The 16,468-nt window shown below is 68.3% G+C and carries 13 protein-coding genes; 6 read left to right on the plus strand and 7 right to left on the minus strand.

The features are described from left to right. Nucleotides 1-16 precede the first annotated feature (16 nt). The gene (locus JWS13_RS05995; RefSeq protein ID WP_241032121.1) at nucleotides 17-1,408 is read right to left on the minus strand and encodes an aldehyde dehydrogenase family protein; all 1,392 of its coding nucleotides are present in this window, start codon (nucleotides 1,406-1,408) and stop codon (nucleotides 17-19) included. A 130-nt stretch (nucleotides 1,409-1,538) separates the two neighbouring features. Here JWS13_RS05995 and JWS13_RS06000 point away from each other — a divergent pair, with 130 nt between their 5' ends. From JWS13_RS06000 to JWS13_RS06015, 4 genes are all read left to right on the plus strand, one after another. Beyond that, nucleotides 1,539-2,756, plus strand: a complete 1,218-nt coding sequence (locus JWS13_RS06000) for a cytochrome P450 (protein ID WP_206004954.1) — start codon at nucleotides 1,539-1,541, stop codon at nucleotides 2,754-2,756. Between the two features lie 114 nt (nucleotides 2,757-2,870). Beyond that, on the plus strand, nucleotides 2,871-4,067 hold the full coding sequence (locus JWS13_RS06005) for an acyl-CoA dehydrogenase family protein (protein WP_206004955.1): 1,197 nt from the start codon (nucleotides 2,871-2,873) through the stop codon (nucleotides 4,065-4,067). 46 nt (nucleotides 4,068-4,113) lie between these two features. Beyond that, nucleotides 4,114-5,250: an acyl-CoA dehydrogenase family protein gene (locus tag JWS13_RS06010; protein WP_206004956.1), complete on the plus strand. Its 1,137-nt coding sequence runs from the start codon at nucleotides 4,114-4,116 to the stop codon at nucleotides 5,248-5,250. Nucleotides 5,251-5,320: 70 nt separating this feature from the next. Next, a complete protein-coding gene (locus tag JWS13_RS06015; protein WP_206004957.1) occupies nucleotides 5,321-6,934 on the plus strand; it encodes a GMC family oxidoreductase in 1,614 nt (537 codons plus the stop codon). Nucleotides 6,935-7,002: 68 nt separating this feature from the next. On the opposite strand, the gene JWS13_RS06020 is transcribed toward JWS13_RS06015, so the two are convergent. Continuing rightward, nucleotides 7,003-7,452, minus strand: coding sequence for a nuclear transport factor 2 family protein (locus JWS13_RS06020; RefSeq protein ID WP_206004958.1), 450 nt, complete (start codon nucleotides 7,450-7,452; stop codon nucleotides 7,003-7,005). A 24-nt stretch (nucleotides 7,453-7,476) separates the two neighbouring features. Beyond that, nucleotides 7,477-8,925, minus strand: a complete 1,449-nt coding sequence (locus JWS13_RS06025) for an NAD-dependent succinate-semialdehyde dehydrogenase (protein ID WP_206004959.1) — start codon at nucleotides 8,923-8,925, stop codon at nucleotides 7,477-7,479. A gap of 187 nt (nucleotides 8,926-9,112) precedes the next feature. Between JWS13_RS06025 and JWS13_RS06030 the strand changes: the two genes are divergently transcribed. Then, nucleotides 9,113-10,759: a hypothetical protein gene (locus tag JWS13_RS06030; protein WP_206004960.1), complete on the plus strand. Its 1,647-nt coding sequence runs from the start codon at nucleotides 9,113-9,115 to the stop codon at nucleotides 10,757-10,759. Here JWS13_RS06030 and JWS13_RS06035 read toward each other — a convergent pair. The 3 genes from JWS13_RS06035 to JWS13_RS06045 all read right to left on the minus strand — a co-directional run bounded on the left by JWS13_RS06035 (nucleotide 10,741) and on the right by JWS13_RS06045 (nucleotide 13,280). Beyond that, on the minus strand, nucleotides 10,741-11,790 hold the full coding sequence (locus JWS13_RS06035) for an NADP-dependent oxidoreductase (protein WP_206004961.1): 1,050 nt from the start codon (nucleotides 11,788-11,790) through the stop codon (nucleotides 10,741-10,743). The two genes, JWS13_RS06030 and JWS13_RS06035, sit on opposite strands and share 19 nt — an antisense overlap. Before the next feature lie 49 nt (nucleotides 11,791-11,839). Further along, complete coding sequence (locus tag JWS13_RS06040; protein ID WP_206004962.1) at nucleotides 11,840-12,382, minus strand: hypothetical protein; 543 nt, start codon at nucleotides 12,380-12,382, stop codon at nucleotides 11,840-11,842. 151 nt (nucleotides 12,383-12,533) lie between these two features. Further along, nucleotides 12,534-13,280 (minus strand): carboxymuconolactone decarboxylase family protein, encoded by a 747-nt coding sequence (locus tag JWS13_RS06045; protein WP_206004963.1) that lies wholly within the window; start codon nucleotides 13,278-13,280, stop codon nucleotides 12,534-12,536. A 148-nt stretch (nucleotides 13,281-13,428) separates the two neighbouring features. Here JWS13_RS06045 and JWS13_RS06050 point away from each other — a divergent pair, with 148 nt between their 5' ends. Continuing rightward, entirely contained in the window at nucleotides 13,429-13,797 is a 369-nt protein-coding gene (locus JWS13_RS06050) for a hypothetical protein (protein WP_206004964.1), read from the plus strand. A 158-nt stretch (nucleotides 13,798-13,955) separates the two neighbouring features. Here the strand turns inward: JWS13_RS06050 and JWS13_RS06055 are convergent, their stop codons facing one another. Then, nucleotides 13,956-16,460, minus strand: coding sequence for a CaiB/BaiF CoA transferase family protein (locus tag JWS13_RS06055; protein WP_206004965.1), 2,505 nt, complete (start codon nucleotides 16,458-16,460; stop codon nucleotides 13,956-13,958). Between the last annotated feature and the right edge of the window lie 8 nt (nucleotides 16,461-16,468).

Here is a 16,468-nt window from a genome sequence, read left to right on the forward strand (position 1 = left end):
CTGCGTCGGGTCCGGGTCAGCCGCCGATGCCGTACGTCTTCATGTTGGCGAACTGGTCCATGCCGCTGCGCCCGAGTTCACGGCCGACACCGGAGCGCTTGGTGCCACCGAAGGGCACCTCGGTCGGCGAACCCAGGAAGGCGTTGATGCCGACACCACCGGTGTCGAGGCGTGCGGCGATCCGCATGGCCTCCTCCTCGGCGCCGAAGACGGCGCCGCCGAGACCGTAGGGGTTGTCGTTGGCGAGCGCCACGGCCGCTTCTGCGTCGGCGACCCGGAATATCATTCCGAGCGGGCCGAAAGGCTCCTCCCTGTAGACCCGCATCTCCGGCGTGACACCTGCGATGACGGCAGGCGCGAAGTACGACCCGGGGCCGTCGACCTTGCCGCCCGCGAGCAGCACCGTCGCACCCTTCTCGATCGCGTCCTCCATCTGCTCCTGGAGCAGGTCGGCCGCAGCCTGACTCGACATGGGGCCCACGGTCGACTTCTCGTCGAACGGGTCGCCGAGAACCTGCCCGGCGAACGCAGCGACATACTTCTCGGTGAACTCGTCGGCGATTCCATCGGTCACGATGACGCGTTTCGGCAGCGCGCAGGCCTGGCCGCCGAGAACGAGGCGACAGGCCGCCGCGGTGCCCGCAGCGACGTCGACGTCGGCCGAGTCCAGCACGATGAACGCGTCCGACCCACCGAGCTCGAGGACGACCGGCTTGATGTGCTTGCTCGCCTGGGCGCCCACGGCCGATCCCGCCCGGTCGGAGCCGGTGAGGGTCACAGCCCGGATGCGGTCGTCGGCGATCAGGGTCGAGCACTGCTCGGGGGTGGCGAGGACGGTCTGGTAACAACCCTCGGGGAACCCGGCCTCACGGAAGATCTCGTCGTACATCAGTGTCGAGCCGGCGCAGATCTCGGCAGGCTTCACCAGCACGGTGTTGCCGAGCATCAGGTTCGGTGCGGTCGCGCGCATCGCCTGGTAGAGCGGGGCGTTCCACGGCTCGATGCCGAGAACGACACCGACTGCCTCCCGCCGCAGGATCACCTTGGCGAAGCCGGGAACCTCGATCAGCTCGTCCGCGAGCAGTTCCTCGCCGTGCTTGGCGTAGTAACGGAACATGTCCACGGCACCACTGCCCTCGGCCATCGAATGTGGCAGCACCTTGCCCATCTCCAGGGTCGCCTGGTGGGCGAGTTCGGGGAGCCTTGCTTCGATCAGGTCCGCGACCGCAAGGAAGAGGGCGACCTTCTCCGAGATGGGGACGTCGCGCCAGGCGAGGTGGGCTGCGTGTGCGGTCGCCAGCTTCGCCTCCAGATCCGCGTTGTCGATGAAGGCGAACTCTCGGAGCAGCTCACCCGTGGCGGGGTTGAGAGTTCGGTATGTGCGCTGGGCGGGCATCGTGGCAGTCACGTGGTCCTCCTGTGGACGGGTCCGTAATTAGCTTTCAACACTAGTACAACAAGACTTAAAAAGGTATGTTCCCTTATTGAAACTCGTCAGCCCGGCGGCGCCCGGGATCTCTCTCCTTCCAGAGGTGCGCATGGACATCAACCTGCTCGACCCGGCCCACTACGTGAACGGCCAGCCCTATGAGCTCTATCGCCATCTGCGCGAGACCGACCCCGTGCACTGGCACGAGGAGTCCTACGGCGGACCGGGCTACTTCGCCCTGACGCGCTACGCCGACATCAAGGCGGTCGAGACCGACTCCGCGACGTTCGCGAACGCACCGACAACGCTGATCAACGACGACGCTCGCGTCGGCGATGAGACCCATCAGCACCTGATCTTCTCCGACCCTCCGCACCACACCGAGCACCGCAAATTCCTCAGCCCGGAACTGGGCGTGCTCGCGGTTCGCACGGGAGAGGACCGCCTCCAGGAGTTGGTCCACGACATCGTCGACCGGGTCATCGAAAAGGGCGAGTGCGACTTCGTCGAGGACATCGCCGGCAGGATGGCCAGTTTCGTCATGGCCGACCTCATCGGGCTGCCGCGCGAACAGTCGCTGGTGATGTTCGACGCCGCGGCCGTCCTCGCCAGCGGTGCCGACACCTCGAAGGGCCGCGGCCTCGAGGCGGCGACGATCATGTATCAGTGGGCCGATGAGGCCCGCAAGGAGCGGCTCGAGAGCCCCCGTGACGACATGCTGACCCGGATCGCGCACGGGGAGGTGCTCGGCATCCCGTTCGACGAGTTTCAATTCCAGCTCGACTTCCAGCTCCTGGTCAGCGCAGGCAGCGATACCTCGCGGAACGTGCTCGCGACGGGCATGCTCCGGCTCTTCGAGAACCCGGACCAGTACCGCGCCCTGGTGGCGGACCCGAGCCTCGTCCCCCAGGCCGTCGAGGAGATGCTGCGGTTCGACCCGCCGATCGTCTTCCAACGCCGCACGGTGATGCGCGATACGGAGATCGGTGGCGTCACGATCCGAGAGGGCCAGAAGGTGGCGAGCTACTACGGCGCCGCGAACCGTGATCCCGCCGTCTTCGCCGATCCCGACACCTTCGACATCCGCCGCTCCCCCAACCCGCACCTCGCCTTCGGCGCAGGCAGGCACTTCTGCCTCGGCACGCACCTCGCGCGGGCCGAACTGGTGGCGATGTTCACCGCGCTGGTGACCCGGATGCCCGACCTGCGTGCGACCGGCGACACCGTCTGGCACGAGTCGCCCGAGACCCCGTCCGTAGTCGGCCCGACGGCGATTCCGGTGGCGTTCACTCCCGGCGTCCGACTGGGCAGCGCCGCACTCATCTGACGTCCGGTTTTCACCCATCCCAATTATGTTTATAGTGAGGCAACTCACCTGCTCTAGTTATGTTCAACCGAGTAGGTTGGTTGCCGTCACTACCCCCGGCTGCGAAGGATCACCATGACAACCGCGCCCCCTGCGACCACCAGCGAAACCCTGGTCGAGGAGACCGCCCGCCGAGTGGTGGCCGAGCATCCGCCGGCCACCACCCCGCTGCCCGAACTGATGGGCGCCTGGTACGACGCCGGCCTCACCTGGGTGCACTTCCCCCTCGGCCTGGGTGGCCTGGACGCGCCGCGCTCGCTGCAACCGCTCGCCAACCGGATCCTCCGCGAGGCAGGCGGTCCCGAACCGCGCACCGTCAACACCATCGGCTACGGCATCGTCGCCGGCACCATCCGGCGATACGCCGACACCGCGCTGGCCGCTCGCCTGTTGCGCCCGTTGGCCACCGGCGAGGAGAAGTGGTGCCAGCTGTTCAGCGAGCCCGGCGCCGGCTCCGATCTCGCCGGCCTGGCGACCCGCGCCGTACGCGAGGGGGACGGCTGGCGGATCAACGGCCAGAAGGTGTGGAACAGCCTCGCTCACCTCTCCCGCTGGGCGGTCCTGCTGGCCCGGACCGATCCCGACCTGCCCAAGCACAAGGGCCTCACCTACTTCATCGTCGACATGCAGACTCCGGGCATCGAGGTCCGGCCGTTGCGCCAGCTGACCGGACGGGCCTCGTTCAACGAGGTCTTCCTCGACGACGTCTTCATCCCGGACAGTCAGCGCTTCGGCGAGGTCGGCGAGGGCTGGATCGTGGCCAACAGCACCCTCGGCGACGAACGGACCTCCTTGGGTGACCGCGTCGCCGCCCGCGGAAGTGGTGCCATCGCCGACGCCCTCGCACTGTGGGCCGCCCACCCCGAGCGGCACACCCCGGTACTGCGCGAGCGCCTGGTCCGGCTGTGGGTGCGGGCGGAGAGCCAGCGGCTGACCGGCAACCGGGCCCGTGTGGCCGCCACCAAGGGCGTGATCGGTCCCGAGAGCGCCATCATCAAGCTGCTCAATTCCGAACTCACACAACATGTCTACGAGTTCTGCATCGAGTTGCTCGGACCCGAGGCGACGCTGATCGACACCTACTCCCTCGATGCCCCGGACGACGAGAGCGGCCCGACAGCGATCCAGCGCAAGTACCTCCGTTCCCGGGCCACCACCCTGGAGGGCGGCACCTCGGAGATCATGCGCAACGTCATCGGCGAGCGCGTCCTGAAGCTCCCGCAAGAACTGCGCGCCGACAAGGGCATCCCGTGGAAGGACATCCCCCGATGAGCGCGACCCCGACCACCCCCAGCTTCCCCACACGACAGGCAGGCCGATGACGCAGGAGTTCGAGTTCAGCGACGAGTTGGTGGAGCTGCGCACCATGGTGCGCGACTTCTGCCGGGAGTTCTCCCCCGAGGCCGTCGTACGCGAGGCGATGGAGAGCGACACCGGCCACGACCCTGCGCTGTGGCGACGGTTCGGTAGCGAACTCGGCGTGCTCGGGCTCGCCGTTCCCGAGGCGTACGGCGGCGATGACGCCGGTCTGGTCGCGCAGGCCGTCGCCGTCGAGGAGATGGGGGTCGCTCTGGTCTGCGGCCCGGTTCTCGGCACCGTTGCTCTGGCGATGCCTGCCCTCGCCGCGCTGACCGACGAGGACGCCAAGCGCGAACTGCTGCCGGAGCTGTGCTCCGGCGCGAAGCTCGCGACGCTGGTCGCGCCGCTCTCCGACGGCACCCTCGACGTGGATGCCGTCACCGTGACGGCGACGACCGCGGACGGCGCCTGGCGGCTCGGCGGTGAAGTCACGCAGGCCCCCGACGCCGGCACCGCCGACCTGCTCCTGGTCGTGGCGACCACCGACGAGGGACCTGCACTGTTCGCGGTCGCAGGCGATGCCGCCGGGCTGACGCGTACGCCGCTGACCACCCTCGACCTCACCCGCCGTCAGGCCGCACTCTCGTTCGCCGGAACTCCGGCACGGCTGCTGGCCACCGGCGCCGAAGCGCTCGGTGCTTGTGCTCGCGCCGCTCTGGTCGCCGGCGTGCTGCTCGCCGTCGAGCAGGTCGGTGGCGCCCAGCGGATGCTCGACATCACCGTGGCGCACGTGGCCAACCGCAAGCAGTTCGGTCAGGCCGTGGGCGCGTATCAGGCGGTCAAGCACCGGTGCGCGAACATGCTCATCGCGGTGGAGACGGCGCGGTCCGCGGCCTACCACGGTGTCTGGGCGCTGCAGGACGGCACCGACGACCCGCAACTCGCGGCGAGCCTGGCCAAGGCGGTGGCAAGCGAGTCCTACGCGTGGGTCAGCACCAGCGCGATCCAGATGCACGGCGGGCTCGGCTTCACCTGGGAAGGCACCCCGCAGCTCTACTTCAAGCGCGCTACCACCGACTCGCTCACCCTCGGCACCGCCGACCAGCACCTCGACCGGATCGCTGGACACGTGCTCGATGGGCTCGTGCGGGCCTGAGGTCCCGTCGCCCAACACAATTCGGGCCGGCTCCGTGAGCCGGTTCACGCAGCGAGGAGAAGAGAAGACCGTGGAGTACGACTACGTCATCATCGGATCGGGCGCGGGTGGCTCCGTACTGGCAGACCGGCTCTCCGCCGGCTCCGACGCGAGCATCCTGGTCATCGAGGCCGGCGGCAGCGACCGCAACCCGATGCATCTGGTCCCGAAAGGCTTCTTCTTCACGATGCACTCGGACAAGTACGCCAAGAGGTTCGACGCCGGCCCGTTCGGGCCCAACGACTGTGTCGATGCCTGGTGGCGCGGCCGGGTGCTCGGCGGCTCCACCACGATCAACGGTCTGGTCTGGAACCGCGGGTGGGCGGGAGACTTCGACAGCTTGGTCGAGGACGGTAATCCCGGCTGGGGCTGGGACACCTTCCTGGCCGCCTACCGGGAGATCGAGTCCTTTCAATTCGGGGCCTCCGAACTCCACGGCGGCAGCGGCCCGGTGAGCGTGGAGATCACCGCCCCCGCCGAGCCGGTGTCGGAGGCGTTCATGGCCTCGTCCGCCGCCATCGGCGCGACGCGGGTCATGGACATCAATGGCTCCGACCTGGAGCGGGCCGGTTACACCCAGTTCTCCACCCGTCGCGGGCTGCGGGTCACGGCGGCAACATCGTTTCTGCGTCCCGCGTTGCGCCGACCGAACGTGACCCTGATGACCCGCACCGAGGTCGCCCGCATCCTCTTCGACGGCACCCGCGCCGTCGGCGTGCTCGCGCGGCGGCGGGGCGAGAAGGTGGAGATCAAGGCCCGCCGCGAGGTACTGGTCTGCGGCGGCTCACTGGACTCCCCCATCTTGCTGGAGCGCTCGGGCATCGGCCGCGGCGACGTGCTCGCAGCCGCGAGCGTCAAACAGGTCGCGGAGAGCCCGAACCTCGGCGAGCGGCTCAACGAGCACCGCGGACTGCGGTTCATGTACAAGCTGAACGGGCGCACCGCTGCCGAGAACGGATTCAACCCGCTCGTCGGCAGTTCCGTGAAGCAGATGACCCAGGGGGCCAAGTACCTCGTCCGCCGGGACGGCATCATCGCGCAGGGGTCGGCCACCTGTCTGCTCTACTTCAAGGCGGACCCCACCTCGGACAGGCCCGACACCATCGGCTTTTTCAACCCGATCTCGATGAAGGCCCCGACCATGCACAACGACAAGCTCGCGGTGGACGACGAACCCGGCCTGATGCTGGCGGCGTACCCCTTGCGCCCGACAAGCCAGGGCAACATCCACATCACCGGCCCGCACCCGGGCGACCCGGTGGCGATCCAGCCCAATTTCCTCGACACCGAGGAGGACCGGCGGATCCTGTCGAAGGTCGGACCGCGGGTGCGTGAGCTGTTCGCCAGCGGCCCCATCGCCGACCTGGTCACCGAGGAGCGCGTTCCTGGCAGCGGCGTCCGCACCGAGACCGACTTCGAGCAACTCGGGCTCAACGCGGGCTCCTCGGGTTACCACCCGCTCGGCAGTTGCGCCATCGGACCGAACGCGGACGATGTCGTCGATGCCCGGCTGCGGGTGCGCGGCGTCGAGGGCGTGCGGGTGGTCGACGCCTCCGTCTTTCCCCGCCAACCCTCGGGCAACACCTCGGCACCGACCCAGGCGCTGGCCTGGCACGCGGCCAAACTGATCCTGGAGGATGCGTGAGCGTGAGCTCTCCGTCCTCGACGGCGCGATGATCGGCGCGCCCGTGCCGACACGGGCGCGCCGCTCCGTCAGCCGCGCGTGACCTCGTCCCTCACCCGTCGAGTCTCCTTCCACTTCATGAAGACTCGACGCTCGGTGATCCGCCATCCTGCGTCCGTTCGCGCCAGCGTGTCCTCGTAGGCGCCACCGCCGGACACCCGCACGATCTCGCCCTCGCTCTCCCCGCGTCGCCCGGTCTCCATCTGATAGTGGGAGAAGGCTTTTGCGGTGTCGCCCGCGAGCTCGATGACTGTGTTGTACAGCGGATGCTGGGCGAACAACCATGCCGGGTCGGGCTTGCCGAGACGCTCGCGCATCTGTGCGGGAGTCTCGCGCTTGCCCCCCATCGGCGTGAAGTCGATTGCCGCGTCGGCCGCGAAGGCCAGATCCCACTCCTCCCAGCGACGCTCGTCGAGTCCGATCGCGTAGTGGCGCAGTGCCTTCTCGATATCGAGCCGGTCCTGTAGTTGATCAATCATGTTCACTGTCTCCTCGTCTTCGGCTCAGTGCGGCCATTGGATGGTGAAGTACTGCGTCTCGAGGAACTCGTCGAGACCGGCGCGGGCGCCCTCGCGGCCGAGGCCACTCTGCTTCATGCCGCCGAACGGCGCCGATGGATCGGAGACGAGTCCGCGGTTGATGCCGACCATTCCGGCATCGATCCGCTCGGAGATCCGCAGTGCGCGGCCCAGCTCGCCGGAGACGACGTACGCCGCCAGTCCCATCTCGGTGTCGTTGACCAGGCTCAGCATCTGCTCCTCGTCCGTCCACGTCACGATCGGGGCGACCGGCCCGAAGATCTCCTGGGTGACCACGTCGGCATCGGGCGCCACATCGACCAGCACCGTCGGCGCGTAGAAGAAGCCGGCGTCCTCCGGCGTCGCGGCGCGGTGGCTGACGCGGGCACCGCCCGCCACCGCGCGCTCGACCAGGCTGCCGACCTCCTCGACGGCACGAGCGGAGATGAGCGGGCCGATGTCGTGGCCCTGCGCCGCGGGGCCGACGCTGAGCTTCTCCACCGCGTTGCCGAACCGCTCGGCGAATTCGTCTGCGACGGCGACATGTACGTAGAAGCGGTTCGCGGCGGTGCAGGCCTGCCCCGCACCGCGGAACTTCGCCACCATCGCGGCCTCGACGGCCAGTTCGAGGTCGGCATCGTCGGTAACCACGAACGGCGCGTTGCCGCCGAGTTCCATCGAGGCGTTGAGCACACGGTCGGACGCCTGGCGCAGCAGGGTGCGACCGACTTCCGTCGAACCGGTGAAGGAAATCTTGCGCACGCGTGGATCGGAGAGCCACGTCGAGACGAGAGGACCGGACCGCTTGGTCGAGACGACATTGACGACCCCGGCGGGGAGACCGGCCTCGACCATCAGCCGAACGACGGCGAGGGTGGTCAGCGGAGTTTCCGAGGCCGGCTTCACCACGGTCGTGCATCCGGCCGCCAGTGCCGGTGCGAGCTTGCGGGTGGCCATCGCTGCCGGGAAGTTCCAGGGGGTGACCAGCGCCGCGACGCCGACGGGCTTGTGCGTGACGACGGTGCGGGTCCCGCCGGCCGGCGCGACGCCGTAGTCGCCGGCGGTCCGCACGCCCTCCTCGGCGAACCAGCGGAAGAACTCCGCCGCGTACGTCACCTCGGCGCGGGCGTCGGCGAGCGCTTTGCCGTTCTCGGCACTGATGAGGGCAGCCAGTTCCTCGCGGTCGCGCAACATGAGTTCGTAGGTACGGCGCAGCAGTTCCGAGCGCTCGCGCGGCGCCGTTGCGGCCCAGCCTGGTAGCGCCTCGGCTGCGGCATCGACGGCAGCGGTGCCGTCGGCCTCGTTGCCGTCCGCGATCGTGGCGACCACGTTGCCGTCAGCCGGGTCGAAGACGTCGAACTCGCCGGCGCCACCCGCCCGCCAGACGCCTCCGATGTACAGGCCATTGTGGATGTTTTCATTACTTGAAGTCATATAAGCATTATTCACAACATAATTGCAGTCGTCCAGGCGCCACCTCGCCACCGATCTGGGCTACCGTGCCGCCTCGGTGCCCGTCGGACGGTGCCGTCCATGACAGGATTACTACAAGACCAATAGAAATCAGAATCCTGGGTTCGCTTCGGACGCCGACCCGCTCGTGAATAGGATGAGGGCCATCATGCAGAGCCAACGGGACGAGTCCATCTCGATCGCACTCGAGCGACTCGCCCTCACCCTGGGCGAGAGCGGCGCCGTGCCCGTGGCCGAACTCGTCCGCGCCCTCGAGCGTGCAGCGGAGCGGCTGCGCACCAAGTCGGTCGCCGACGAGAACCCCATCGACCTGGTCACCCAGGCGGACGCATCGCGCGCTGTGGGGGTCAGCCGCCAAGCGGTCAACCAGTGGGTACGCAACGGCGTGGTGCGCTCCTACGCCGGCTCGGGCACCAGCGGCCGCTACGGCCCGATGGTGTCGCTGGCCGAGATCGCGATCGCCGCCAACCGCCGGACCCGCGACGTACCGTTCTCGAACAGACGGCGCCGAGAACTGGTCGACTTCCTCGGGCTGATCGCCCGGAGCACGGCGGCCCCGGTCGCAGCGGAGATCCTCCGCGCGCTCGAGGACGACAGCTACGAGAGCCGCACCCCCGAGAAGACCCGGGTTCTGGGCGAGTTCGTGACGGCGTCGATGGGTCTGGGCGACCAGCAGCGCGAGTTCACGCCCGAGGGACTCCGTCTGCTCTCCCAGCTCGAACCTGCGATCACCGTCGACACCGACTCGCCGTTCGGGGGGTTTACGGACTCACTGGGGCTGCTGATTCACTCGTCGGGCGGCGAGGCAGGCTTCGACTCTCCCTCGACCGCGCTGCTGTCCATGTTCGGCTGTGCGACCGTCGGCGCGCTCTACTCCGGCGCCGACGCGGGGATCGGTCGCGACATCGCCGACGCGGCGCAGGAGGTGTGGGGAGAGGATTGGGTCGAGCGCCTGCTCGATGCCGTCTTCCACCTCGGCGAACTGCGCCGCTCGCCGCTGACACGGTTCACCGCCTCGTTGACGTACCTGGACAACAACCGATTCCTGCGCAACGCCCAAGCGGCCGGAGTGAGCATCGCCTACTCGCGTGGGCCGGGCCCGTTGCTCCCCCACCGCTTGTATGGCGGTCCGATCTTCCGGGACATGATGTCGGACGCGGGACGGCGCACCACCCCGTGGGGCTTCTCGCCCGCCTCCGCCCAGGTGGGGCGTCCGGCCGAGCTCGAGAGCGGGCTCAACCCGTTCCGCGTGATGAACTACGAATTCGGGCTGCTCGACCCTCACGTGCACGGCATTCGCCGGTACTGCTTCTCGACGACGGATGCCCGGCGTGACCTTCGGGCGTACGTCGAATCGCTCCACGGGAGCGAGCGCGAACGCTACATCGGATATGCCGTCGACGGCCTCGCCCGCACCTTGCACCAGCAGAACATCGAGCTGGCCGCGATCGATTCCGAGCAGGATTTCGACTGGTGGAAGGACCACATCATCCGCTCCTCGGAGCAGGAGATCCTGCTCGGTCTGCGCGACGAGCGCGCCCGCAAGGTCGCGCACGCCCTGCTGGTCTCGACGAGCCTGCTTCCCGAGGTGGTCAGCGCCGCACACACCGACGGCGCGTTGCGCGACCGGCTGCGGATCTATGTGAAGAACCTCGAGTTCGACGTCATCGACGCCCGCTACCGCGACGACCTACGCCGCGGCGCCTCCCGTGTCATCAAGGGTGGCGGTGTCGCCTTCGACGAAGCCAAGGCCACCGAGGTCGCGACGACAGAGATTCAGGCGATGCTCGCCTGATCCTCGGACTGCGGCTCGGGAGCCACCCGCACCAGGCGCTTGCCCAGGTGCTCGCCCGCGAGCATTCCCAGGAAAGCCGACGGTGCGTTGACCAACCCGTCCACCACGTCCTCGTGATGGACCACGTCGCCGGCGCGGAGCCAGTCCGCCACCTCGCGCTCGAAGGTGGGCCGCAGGTACTCGAAGTCACTGAACACGAACCCCCGCAACGTGATACTCCGTGTCACCAGCCCGGACATCAGGCCGTCGGCGTCGGTATCCAGACCTGTCGCAGCCGCGCTGTACGCCGAGGCGACGCCGCAGACCGGCACCCTCGCGTGCCGGTTCAGGCGGGGCCAGACCGCCTGCCGGACCCGCCCGCCGACGCTCTCGACGTAGACATCGATACCGTCCGGCGTGGCATCGGCGAGATTGCTCTCGAAGTCCGGATCGCGGTGGTCGAGGGCGACGTCGAAGCCTGCGGCGCGCAGCCAGCGGACCTTGCGCTCGCCACCGGCGATGCCGACGACGCGGGAGCCCTCCAGGCGGGCCATCTGCCCGGCCAACGATCCGACGGTCCCGGTCGCGGCGGCGACGACGACCGTCTCCCCCGGCCGCGGCCTGCCGATCTCGCGGATGGCGGCGTACCCGGTCAATCCGGGCATGCCCCGCACACCCAGCGCTGTGGAGACGGGTGCATCAGCAGGATTCAGGCGCCGGACGGCGGCCGCCGGAGCAACGGCGAACTGCTGCCAGCCGGTGGCTGCGGCGACGACGTCACCCGGCACGAAGCGCGGGTCCCGGCTGACGACGACTTCCCCGACGGTGCCCCCCTCCATCACCGCGCCGAGGGTGACCGGCTGAGTGCCGGAGGAATGCGATGCCGAGGAGCCCATCCGGCCGCGGAGGTAGGGATCGAGCGACAGATACAGCGTGCGCAACAGAAGCTGTCCCGCCGCCGGCTCCGGGATCGGGCCCGAGGTCACCGCGAAGTCTTCCGGCCGGGGTGCGCCGTCGGGACGTGCTGCGAGCACGATCCGGGTCTGGGTCATCGTTACCTCGCGGTGGTTGTCGGGAGCCTCACCGCGAGGCGGTGGGCACTCAGTCGGCGGAGCGGGCCGCCACGGCGTCGTCCCCGCGCGCCGCCGAGCTGAGCGGCTGGGAGAGCAACTCGGCGATCTGATTGCGCGCGATCTCGAGACGTCGGGCGTACTGGTCGCGCTCGGCCGCAATCTGGTCGGTCGTGGTGCCGGCCGCTGGTGCGGCTTCGCGTTGCGCCTCCGCGGTGGCCGACAGCAGCTCGGCGACCAGAGCCTGCGCGAGCAGCTTGTAGTCGAGCTCGATCGTGGGCTGGCCCGAACCGGTGATCACCGTGGTCCGACTCGTCGAGGCCATCGCCTCGGACGAGGGCATCACCGGGACGCCGATCCCCTCGATCTTGTAGGTGCGCTTGCCGCTGATCTCCCGCTCGATCTCGCCGTCACGGTCCATGGCGGCGATCAGCTGGATGAACGCGACAGCGGATCCGGTGTAACCGACAGCGTCCTTCAGCAGGCTCGTGGCATAGCCCGACGGGTCGACGATCGGACCCGAAGTTGCGAGGTACTGCCGGATGCGCGTGCGCGCAGTGCGGTCTCGTGACATTGCTCCTCCAATGATGCATCGCCCATGGCCCGTCCAGTGCCGCCGGTCGGGCGACGCGTCTGGATCCAGTCATGAGCACAATAACACATCAACTTAAGGATAAGTACAGCAACGGCCCGCGAACAGCCGCCGATCGACCGCACGACGGTGATCAGCTGCGCTGGGCCAGCACCTCCAGCCCGACGTCGAGGGTGCGCAGTCCGGTCACCGACGCGAGCTCCAGCACCTCGAGGATCGCCTCGGGACTTACACCGATCTGCAGCGCTTCGCGCATGTGCTTGCGCAGCCCGTCGACGTAGTGCTGAGGACTCACCGCGTCTATCGCGATCGAGAGAAGGTGCTTGACCCCGTCATCCAGCACTGCCTCCTGCTCCCACGGAAGGTCGATGAAGCGCACCCGCGCCGCGAAATAGTCCGGGTCCATGCGGAGAATCCCGCCATAGATCCGATTGAGCGGACGCGGCCGCGGACCCGTGGTCTCCAGCGCCCGCTGTAGCTGACGCTGACGCATCGTCTGCTCGGGCAGCGCACGGCCGGCCAGTTCCATCTCCTCGATCAGCAGAGGAAGACCGACCGAAACGGTATGCAAGCCGATCGAGCAGGCGATCTCGAGGGTACAGAGCACCTCGGCCTCGCTCGCGCCATCAGCAAGGGCCTGGTCGATGGCCGCGGCGATGCGCGGCTCGTCGGCCTGGGGGATGACCGACTCGACGGCCAGAACAATCAACGCGCGCACCGAATTCGAGAGCAAGCCAGTTCGGTGGGGATGGCCCACCAGTTCCTCAGCCGCCCGGGCGAAGGCGGGGTCCATCCGCTCCAGCAGCGCTGCGGTCCGCAGATGCCGGGAGAGGTAGCCGTCGCTCGGACGCTGCGCGGCTCTGGTGGACACGGTACTCATCTGCTCCTCGTTCTATTGCTGTCGACACAGTCTCCACGACTCACCAAAAGTTGTCAATGGCATCACTTGACGGACGCAAAATGACGACATAGCGTGCGTGACGGCGGTTACATCAGGGTCGCTGCAACACGACGAGAGAAGGCGCACCATGGCCGACGAGCGAATGATGTTGATGGCCGGACAGGTCGCGTCCCTGCTACCCGAACCGCCGGCCTCGCATGACGCGTTCGGCTATCTTGCGTGGGAGGAGCTCGTGCTCACTACGGCCCAGCGGCTTCGCGCTTATCTTCCCGACTCCGCGCTCCAACGCCCGGTCCGGCTTTCGTCTCTGTCCCTCTCGCCCCAGACCGGTCGCCTGGCCGCCGGCTCACTCACGGCGCTCGCCACACTGCTGGCGCACGAGGTCGACACGGCCTCGTGCGAGGTGCTCCTGCTTCAGGCCACCGAAGCCTGGCAAGCCGAAGCCCGGCAAGCAGATGCCGGGACCTCCGCGCCGGCGCTCGCACGCCGCGCCTGACAGGAAGCACCGGCCACCACGAACACCCAGCAGAAACCCGGCGTCTGTCGAGACGTCGGGTTCTATTGTCCGATAATGGAGTTCGCCGGAGGAGGTGCGGAGACGACAGTGGCCGATCCGTTCGGATCGGCCACTGTCGTCACGATGTGCGCTGTTGCTCAGACGCGGGCGTCCCGCCAGCGAGCCGACGGCACTTCGACCTCGACGTCGGTCGTCTGCAGGCCGAATTCCGCTGCCACCAGCGCGGTGTCCGCACCCGGGATCGGAGCGCCTGCAGCGGCAAGATCGGGGGCGGCGCTGAGCTTCAACGGCGCATTGGCGACCTCGATGCCGTCGACGAGGTCAATGTCCGACAACCGGAGCCGCATGCCGCGCGCGACCGCCTGCGGGTGCGCGAACGCCTCCCCGACGCTCAGGACGACGGCGCCCGGGAGCTTCAGTGAGTAGTAGAGCGCCTCCCACTCCTGCGCCGTGCGCGCGAAGAAGTTCGGCTCCACGAGCGCATAGAGGTCGTCCTCGTTCTCCCGACGCAGTGGCTCGGTGACGAACCGCGGGTCGTCGATCCATTCGGGGTGACCGGCGGCCTCACAGAACTTCGCCCAGAATTGCTGTGTGATGCAGATCGTGAACCACTTGTCGTCAGCGGTGCGGAACACGCCGAAAGGCAGCGAACCGCTGCCGCCGCGGCGCGGTTCGGGCACGAACTCCTTGCCGACCGTGACCGCCTGGGGAGCGCGGTAGGACAGGAGCGCGACCTGGGAGTCGAAGAGGCTGATGTCGAGCCGCTGCCCGTGTCCGCGCAGGCTACGCAGTCGCAGTGCACCGAGCGTTCCGAGGGCCGCGAACATCGCGCCGGTCAGCCCGCCGATCGGGTTCCCCCAGCGGATCGGCACCTCGGGTCGGGTGTGGTCGACGGTGATACTCATGCCGCCGCCGAGAGCCTGGATGGCGTTGTCGAATGCGGGATAGGCGCTCCACGGACCGCTGTGTCCGAAGCCGGTGATCGAGGTGGCGATCAGCTTGTCGTTGTTCGCGCTGAGCGTGTCGTAGTCCAGGCCGAGGCGCTCGAGTACACCGGGACGGTAGTTGTCGATCATTACGTCGGCGTGGCCGGCCAGACCGAGGAGGAAGTCGAGCCCCTCGGGCGTCTTGAGGTCGGCGACGACGCTCCGCTTGCCACGGTTCAGGCCCGCCCGGAAGGACGCCTCGCGGCTCTCGTCCGGGTAGGGCTCCATCACCTGACCGAACGGACGCTCGACGCGGATCACGTCGGCACCGAGGTCGGCCAGTAGTTGGGCGGCGAACGCCTTGCTGGGCTCGTCGCCGTTCATCTCCAGGACTGTCGTGCCTTCCAGTGGCCGGCCGATCTGCCGGGAAGGCTCGGGTGCGGCGGACGGGACCACCCGCTCGCGAAGCGGCAGACTCCCGCGATCGTCGCCGCAGTGAATCACGCCTGCGCCGGCGAGCCGGTCCAGTTCGGGCCCGTCGAGACCGAGGAGGGTGCGCAGCACCATCGCGGTATCCGCGCCGACCTGGCGTGGCGCCCGCCAGGTCGAGACGTCGCTGAACTTCAGTGAGTCGCCGACCACGGTTGCGGTTCGGCCGAATTCGTCGGTGATGTCGACTGACATGCCACGTGCCTGGACCTGCGGGTGACGGAAGACGTCGGCGACTCGCGTCACCTTTCCGCAGACCACGCCGGCTGCCATCAGGTTTTCCTGCCACCAGTCGGCGGGGCGCTGCTTGAACACCTCCTGCAGCAGCGCGACCAGTTCCTCACGGTGCGCGTGCCGTGCCTGTCCGGTGTTGAACCGGTCGTCGGTGAGCAGATCCGGCCGGTCCATCACCCTGGCGGCGGCGGGCCACATCCGCTGGCTGATGCACGTGGCGACCCAGCCCTCGCTGCACTCGAAGTTGCCGAAGGGAACCGTTCCCTGGCCGCCCTCGAAAGGCGCGGGCAGAGGCTCCTGGCCGAAGGTCAGCGCCTGCGGCACGCGGTAGGTGTTGAGCGCGAGCATCACGTCGAGCATGGAGACGTCGACGTGCTGGCCTGCGCCGGTCCGGTCGCGATGGATCACCGCTGCGACCAGGCCGATCGCGCTGAAGATGCCGGCGAAGAGGTCGCCGATCGGGATTCCCCAGCGAACCGGGGGTGTGCCCTCGTCGAGTCGGGTGTAGTTCATCGTGCCGCACATCGCCTGCACGATCGGGTCATAGGCCGGCATCGTGGACCATGGACCGTCGCCACCGAAGCCGGTCAGCGAGCACGTGATGATCGCCGGATTGAACTCGAGCAACGACTCTCGGTCGACCCCGAGCCGTCGGGTGACTCCGGGACGGAAGTTGTCCACGACGACATCGGCCTGCGCCGCCATCTCCTGGAAGAGCCGGCGTCCCTCGTCGGACTTGAGATTGATGCCGACCGAGTGCTTGTTGCGACTCAGCCCCCAGTTGAAGGCCTCGTCCTCGCTGAGTCGGGTGTGATCGATCTTCGCGGCCGAGCCGGGCGCGGGGACCGACTCGACCCGGATCACCTCCGCACCGAGATCCGCCAGGAGCAGGGAGCCGAACGGACCCGAGACGACCCGGCACAGGTCGAGGACCCGCAGCCCGGACAGTGGGGCTGACGGCGATGACGTCGGAACGGTCGCTGAAGCTTTCATAATGCTTT

Origin of the sequence: Rhodococcus pseudokoreensis (assembly GCF_017068395.1) — a bacterium.
In the GTDB taxonomy this organism is placed as follows: Bacteria; Actinomycetota; Actinomycetes; order Mycobacteriales; family Mycobacteriaceae; genus Rhodococcus_F; species Rhodococcus_F pseudokoreensis.

What these genes read in the sequence shown, in the direction of transcription:
- JWS13_RS06050 (WP_206004964.1), top strand. Translation starts at nt 13,429, where the DNA reads ATGGCCGACGAGCGAATGATGTTGATGGCCGGACAGGTCGCGTCCCTG.
- JWS13_RS06035 (WP_206004961.1), bottom strand. Translation starts at nt 11,790, where the DNA reads ATGACCCAGACCCGGATCGTGCTCGCAGCACGTCCCGACGGCGCACCC.
- JWS13_RS06005 (WP_206004955.1), top strand. Translation starts at nt 2,871, where the DNA reads ATGACAACCGCGCCCCCTGCGACCACCAGCGAAACCCTGGTCGAGGAG.
- JWS13_RS06055 (WP_206004965.1), bottom strand. Translation starts at nt 16,460, where the DNA reads ATGAAAGCTTCAGCGACCGTTCCGACGTCATCGCCGTCAGCCCCACTG.
- JWS13_RS06000 (WP_206004954.1), top strand. Translation starts at nt 1,539, where the DNA reads ATGGACATCAACCTGCTCGACCCGGCCCACTACGTGAACGGCCAGCCC.
- JWS13_RS06030 (WP_206004960.1), top strand. Translation starts at nt 9,113, where the DNA reads ATGCAGAGCCAACGGGACGAGTCCATCTCGATCGCACTCGAGCGACTC.
- JWS13_RS06025 (WP_206004959.1), bottom strand. Translation starts at nt 8,925, where the DNA reads ATGACTTCAAGTAATGAAAACATCCACAATGGCCTGTACATCGGAGGC.
- JWS13_RS06040 (WP_206004962.1), bottom strand. Translation starts at nt 12,382, where the DNA reads ATGTCACGAGACCGCACTGCGCGCACGCGCATCCGGCAGTACCTCGCA.
- JWS13_RS06010 (WP_206004956.1), top strand. Translation starts at nt 4,114, where the DNA reads ATGACGCAGGAGTTCGAGTTCAGCGACGAGTTGGTGGAGCTGCGCACC.
- JWS13_RS06020 (WP_206004958.1), bottom strand. Translation starts at nt 7,452, where the DNA reads ATGATTGATCAACTACAGGACCGGCTCGATATCGAGAAGGCACTGCGC.
- JWS13_RS06045 (WP_206004963.1), bottom strand. Translation starts at nt 13,280, where the DNA reads ATGAGTACCGTGTCCACCAGAGCCGCGCAGCGTCCGAGCGACGGCTAC.